We start from the raw sequence: 6,383 nt of genomic DNA, 5'->3' as shown, positions 1-6,383 counted from the left end.
GTCTACAGAGTAGCATAATTCGGTTCATATGAACATTTTTTAAGCGGATATTCCATCCGCTTTGTTTGCTGTACGCTTTTTTCCTTGCTTGCACAAAAAAACAAACGGCACAGGGCTTTTTCCCGTGCCGTTTCGGATTCCATTTTTATTCCCGGTCTTGTCTTTGAACTTAACTTAATGACATTGGGCACTGACCCTCCCCCCCATTTGTTGTTAGCCCAATATCAATCTAGCGACAGCTGCCAGATCAAGAATGTCTATTTTTCCGTCCTTGATCACATCCGCTTTTTCATACATACTCCAGTCCGCATCAGCAGAAGTTTTTCCATAACCAGCTGCGATGAGAGCGAGATCACCAATGCTGAATTTACCATCTCCGTTCAGGTCACCAGGAGCCGCTACATTCACGGAAGCTGTAAATGCTTGTAAAGCTGCCTGTAATTGAGCAATCGCTTGATCCACCTGAACCTGAGTAGCGCCGCTTTGACCCGCTATTGCTTTGGCGCTATCAATTGCCGCTTGCAATATCACTTTAGTACCTACTGGATACTGACCAATTCCAGTTCCTTCTACCGCTGCATCATGTGATGCTTGCGCGTTCGTAACCAGCGCTTGCAATGCCGTTTTATCGACTGCGATAATTTGAATCATGTACGCGGAGCCATTGCTCACCGTTGTTTCGGTTCCGTTTGCACCCGCAACAGCTACGTCGGTTAAGAAGATGGAGCTCGTTACGTTTTGGCCAGCCTCTTTGGCCTTGAAGTTCAGTTTCAATACTGGAGCCGTGTGCTTGATTGCACTTCCAGACCCCGCACTTGCCATCAGAATGCGAACCTCACCTTCTCCTTCTTTCTTTCCGACGATCGAAAATCCACTTTGCAAGGCTTCGACGGAAAGTAATTCCACTTGGGCCCTGTCATAATGGATCGTTTGATCCAGTACATACACGCTTTCTGCAACATTGCTCAAGACATATGTCACATCAAAAGACTCTCCCGCAATGACGCTGGCGTCTCCCGTGCCAATTAGGCTGTAGCTGGCTTCGACAGATTTCATCGCAGCCATTGCATGACTTAAAGCATCTGCTGCTTCATCCACTTGTACTTGCGTAGCTGCTACGTCCGCTTCAATTGCTTTTGCGGCTGCAAGAGCTACTTGAAGTGCTGCCCATGTGTCTGCCGTGTAATCTGCTTCTTTTGTATACGTTAATTCTGCATTGGCAATGAGATCACTTAATACTCCTTTATCGATCTCGCTAGCCGTTACCCCTAATGAAAATACCTGAGCTTCCAAGACATCAATTGGACTACCGTTTTGACCGCCGCCAGGGAAGGATATTTTTACATAACGTCCCTGTACGCTCGATTTAGTAGGATCAACAGGATAGTTGTAATACAAGCCCTCTTGCTCCCAGGCATACAATGTTGTGTCGCTTTTCGGAACTGCCAGTGTGTTTCTCGAGGTCGGCAATCCTCCGCCTGACAATGTATTGGTTTGGTTGCCTGCCACCCAATTTATGCCGTCAACGCTATACTCAATCTTTACTACCTTCGGAACATTGTGGTAAGTAACGTTGTTAGCATTTGGCATATGGTTACTGAAAAAGAGATTAACACGAGTAAGATTTTGTTGTTTGCCCAAGTCATACATGATGGTAGGATCCAAGTCGCTTGCCGGAGCTTGCCATTTTGTAATGTTGCCGCCGGTGGAATCGTTGATTACGCCGTCAGACAATGACTTGACGTTACCGCTATTGCTTGTAACTGTCGGCGAAATTCCGGCTGTGGCGTTTGCATCCGGGATCAGCGTAATATAGTTACGGGTTGATGTAAAAGTCTGTCCGTCAACAGTGATGTCTGCCCAGTAAGTGTACATCGTTGGTGCGGAAATATTACTTGTAAAGTGCATGGTGTTACCGTTTACAACGAAAGGTACTTGATCGGCAGGTACTTCAGTTACAATGATTTTGCCTTCAGCATTGTTACGTTTACCATCAACCGTTGCATAGTGGTAGGTGATATTTCCGCCGCCTAGAATATCAACCTCACCGCCCTTTTCTGTGAAGCCCTGGAATGTTACAGCAAGGTCTTTATTGGTGGAGAATTGGCCCCAGAATAAGGCGCCTTCTGTGAGCATATTCACACCAACAAGCGGAAGATCAGCCGAAATCGCATCTCCCGACACCTTTACAGGATACGTGTCGGTCTTAACCTGAGTAGCGTTCACACCATCATCATAGGTTGCCGTAACTGTAATTGTAGCTGTACCGTCACCGGCAGCTGTTACTAAACCAGTGGCTGAGTCTACAGTTGCTACGCTTGTATTATCACTTGTGTAGCTAAGTGTAGCCGGTGCGAAAACATTGGTGTAGTTTTTCAGATAGCTTTCCGCTCTAAGTTGAAGCTTATCGGTTGACTTCTGGCTGCTGAATAACTTAACACTTGTCATCGCATAGTTTCTTGCCTTGTCTTCCGTTGTAATTTTCAAGATCGTGTCGATTGGGTCGGCAACCACGCTTGAAGTGTCGATCGTAATATAGTATTTACCATTGTTTTGCTCCGTGGTGAATGGCAGAGAAGCACCCTTGTTCATCCACTCGACCTTGTCAACCGGATAATTGAAAGGACCAATTCCGCTCATCGAAGCTTGACCGGTAAAGCCTTTCTTGCTCACACCAGAAATTTGGTTTTGGATCATGTGCATATACACATACTGGTCACGAGACATAGCGTAACCCCAGTCAGGACCCTGCCCGTGGGCGATAGCTTTCTGCGGGTTAGTATGCCAGCCAGGTTTAATGGTGTAATCCATTGTGTATGGCATTGTACCGTACATAGACTCACGCAGGTCGGGACTTCCTGCATTCACCATCCACTTTACAATGGAAGTACGCATATCTGATAATTGCTGCGATGAAATCGGCACCATTGAGAATATATTGGTGTTATCCAAATTGCTGCTCAGATTATCCATACCGCGGGTAACCGTTATGGACGAGTCATAATTCATGACATAACCGTGGCCGTATTGATTAATCATTTCCTTTGTTGCTTCCGGCCAACTGTCGCGTTCGTTGCCACCTGCGTAAATTGTCCAAACGTCCAATGCTGTTGTATAGGGGTCGTTCCATTCCTCATGGGCCACTTTTTTTGTTTGTGGCAACACACTATTTCTCCAGCCTGCGTCGTTGTAAGGCTCACTGTTCCAGAATGGACGCTCGTGAAGTGTAATATCTTGGTCACCAGTTTGGGCATCAGGGTTTGCATCAATTAATACACGATCGTTATAGTTACGTGCAGAACTCCATGCTACGTCTACATTGCCATAGCTCTGTGGATTACCATCGGCAAAGACATACCATGGGTTGTATCTTGCTACCAAGCCTTGGATATCACTTTCAATAATGTTCATACCACTGTATTGAGACGATAGGTACACACCAAATTTTAAACCGTAACGCTCTGCTGCCTGCTTCGCCTGCATAACTCTGTCTTTTACATGCCATTTGCCGTCCTCAGATTGGTACAAAGCGTTATATTTGTACATATTATTGCTAACGCTCGGAGTTAAGTTTGCGTTGATTGACGGCCAGTAATAAATTGAGTTTTGAACACTTTCTGTTGACAGCATGGTCATACCCATTTCTTTCGCTGTGCGTGCCCATTCGTCATAGTTGTAGTTCGGGTCATAAAGATTCGGCATGGTTCCTGTGGTGTGTGACAGGGCCGCCATTTTTCCTTCAATAAACCAATCGACCGGGTTTTCCTTGACCGTGATCGTATATGGCTTTGTTGCAGTAAAGCCTAGAGCATCTGTTATCTTCACTGTGAAGGTGTAATCTTGTTGTGATGTGCCATGGGCACCGTCTGCAACAATCCCCTCGATGTGACCGCCCTTTGCCAATGTCAAACCGGGAGGCAACTGACCGTCAGCAATTTCCCAGGTATAGCCGGGGTTCCCGCCCGCAGCCTGGAATGTAAAGGGAGACGCCTGAGGGGCAATGCCTGATGTATTCAGATTGCCGTCAATTTTTGCAACCATCCATACATATGGATTTTCATCGTAAGCATAAGGTAGTGTATTGGAAGGATAGTCATTTGCTGGCGTATTGGCATTACGAGCATCGAATGCAGCTTTATCAATAGTAAGGCCCGTTGTTTCAATTGTCAGTTGGTTGTTTGTTACGTTTGGTCCCGTTAGAGAAAAGGTGAGACCGGGAATTGTGTTTCCATTGCTGTCGCTAATCCTTGTGTAAAATCCGAGGAAATTCATGTTAGTGCCGGTGTTTTTATGCTGAATTTCGATAAGAAGCTTGTTCCAGCCTTGCTTTAATTGGACTGGATAGCTTGTGCCGGTCTTGCTAACACGAGATGCAATCTCTGTTTGTTCCCCACTGAGAATATCGTTGGAGAAAAGTTTATACACACCCGAACCGCCTACCTGCCACAGTGCCGTTTGCGCTTTGGGACTGTAAACATAAGTTGCGGCGGCAACCCACTTGTTGGTTGTTGCCTGCCCCTGCTTGACATCAAAGTAACCCATCAAGTCATTGTAATCGTCATAGTTGCGATTGAAGATACGGTCGTCGAAATATTGCCAAGTGGATGTTTCTGTGCTGCTCGGATCGGCAAAAGACTGACCAACGACAGGAACGATGTTTCCAAGAGGTTGCTGTGCCTGATCAGGCATGGCTTTGCCGGTAAGTGAAATTTCTCTGAAACCGAACAAATCGTTAATGCCTGTTGCAGGGGCAGTATTAATTGCCATCTTGATTTTAGAAACATTATTTACACCAACGCCAATGTCAATGGTGTGATTGGCATTAGCACCTGTAGCCGTCGTATCTCCGAAATAAAGTACTCTCGAAGCGGAATCAAGCAACTGATAGCTAACATGGAAGATAGTTGTTGCGGATCTTTCCGTCATATTGAACGTAATTGAATTGACCATCGAAATTTGTGGCAGGTTTGCCGTGATAATAGGGTAGTCATCATCCCACACAACACCCTGTTTATCATTTGCTTGCCAAGAGGTGCTTACATTATTGTCAAATGCAAAAGATGCAACATTTGTTTGATAGGTGGATGTTGCCGTAATTCCGGTAAAGCCTGTGATTGGCGCTACGCCTTGCAACAACGGAGTACCTATCAACTGGGCAATTCTAAAGCCGAACAAGCCGTTCTTTGTCGGGTCAAGCGTACTGGATCCACCATTGCTCGGGTCTATAGCCAGTGTAACCTTGCTGACATTGGTCAGACCATAGTAGAGGTCGATTTTCTGATTGTCTGTAGCAGAACCGGATACATCATACTTTGTTCCGCTTGCAAGTACATTGTTCGCTGCATCATAAAGCTTGTAGTTAACCGCAAACTTATACGTGCCCGAGCTTTCGTATGCCACAAAAGGAATGGATGTAACAATTTGAGGCTGTGGCAATGTCAGTGTCAACGTTGGATTGCTGTCCCACCCTGTTGTGTCTGAACCTAGCGGGGTGCTCGACTGCCAGTATGAATCTGTATTTCCGTCCAGCGCATTAGCTGCTCCGTTTGTATTGCTAGTAGTGCTGGCAGATGCCGAAACACCAGTTATATAGGTAACATTGTTACCGGACAAATCCGGTGGTGAAGGAGGCAAAGCATAAATACTTACTTCACGCATACCGTAGTTGCTACCGGTACGACTGCCGCCATTTGTTGCACTTGTTGCGTCAATCGTGAACAAAACATAAGCAACATTTTACTGAACCTGAGGAAACTCAATCACTTTCATGTCATTTATGTTATTTGTTACATTATTAACAGAACCTGAGCTAAGCTTTACTCCCGATGTGTTATAAACATCATATTTCACTGTAAACGGGTCTGTTGACGGTGTCGAAGAAGATGTGTAATATCCATGAAGCCTGATCGATGTTACATTTCCGGTATATTCAAGCACTACTTTAGTTTGCCTTGTACCGCCGCTGCCTGAATTGTCGGCTCCACTCATCGAGGATTGCCAAGTTGTATTCAGGTCTCCGTCAACATTCAAGCCTCTAGACGACCCTTTCAAAAGAGTTGGGTCAGGGCTACTAGCAGTGTAAGCCCAAATCTTCTGCGTTTGGTTGAATGGCGGTGAATCCATCTCGCTACTGGATGGCGGTGTCAATCCGTAAATATTATCAACCACCGGATTGGTAAAAGGACCAGATACTGCCCATTGGTTAATATAAGGCGCAGTTCCTGACGTTTGTAGTGCATTTACATGTGGAGCACCCGGACCAAATGTGATCATTCCCGCTACCATTGATAGTGCCAGACAACCAGAAAAGACTTTTTTGACACGCTTTTTCAGCTTCAATTTCAATCCCTCTTTCCATTTTCATGGTTAACCTACTAACCTAC

At 45.6% G+C, this 6,383-nt stretch carries 2 protein-coding genes; both read right to left on the bottom strand.

Annotated features, from left to right (window positions below):
• Positions 1 to 213: 213 nt before the first annotated feature.
• A complete protein-coding gene (locus tag AC1DWN_RS24830) occupies positions 214 to 5,721 on the bottom strand; it encodes a cohesin domain-containing protein (RefSeq protein ID WP_477561571.1) in 5,508 nt (1,835 codons plus the stop codon).
• Between the two features lie 15 nt (positions 5,722 to 5,736).
• Positions 5,737 to 6,339 (bottom strand): hypothetical protein, encoded by a 603-nt coding sequence (locus AC1DWN_RS24825; RefSeq protein WP_477561570.1) that lies wholly within the window; start codon positions 6,337 to 6,339, stop codon positions 5,737 to 5,739.
• Positions 6,340 to 6,383: the final 44 nt, after the last annotated feature.

It is taken from the genome of Paenibacillus sp. P4_A7, assembly GCF_056402455.1.
This window is presented reverse-complemented; position numbering and strand designations above follow the sequence as displayed.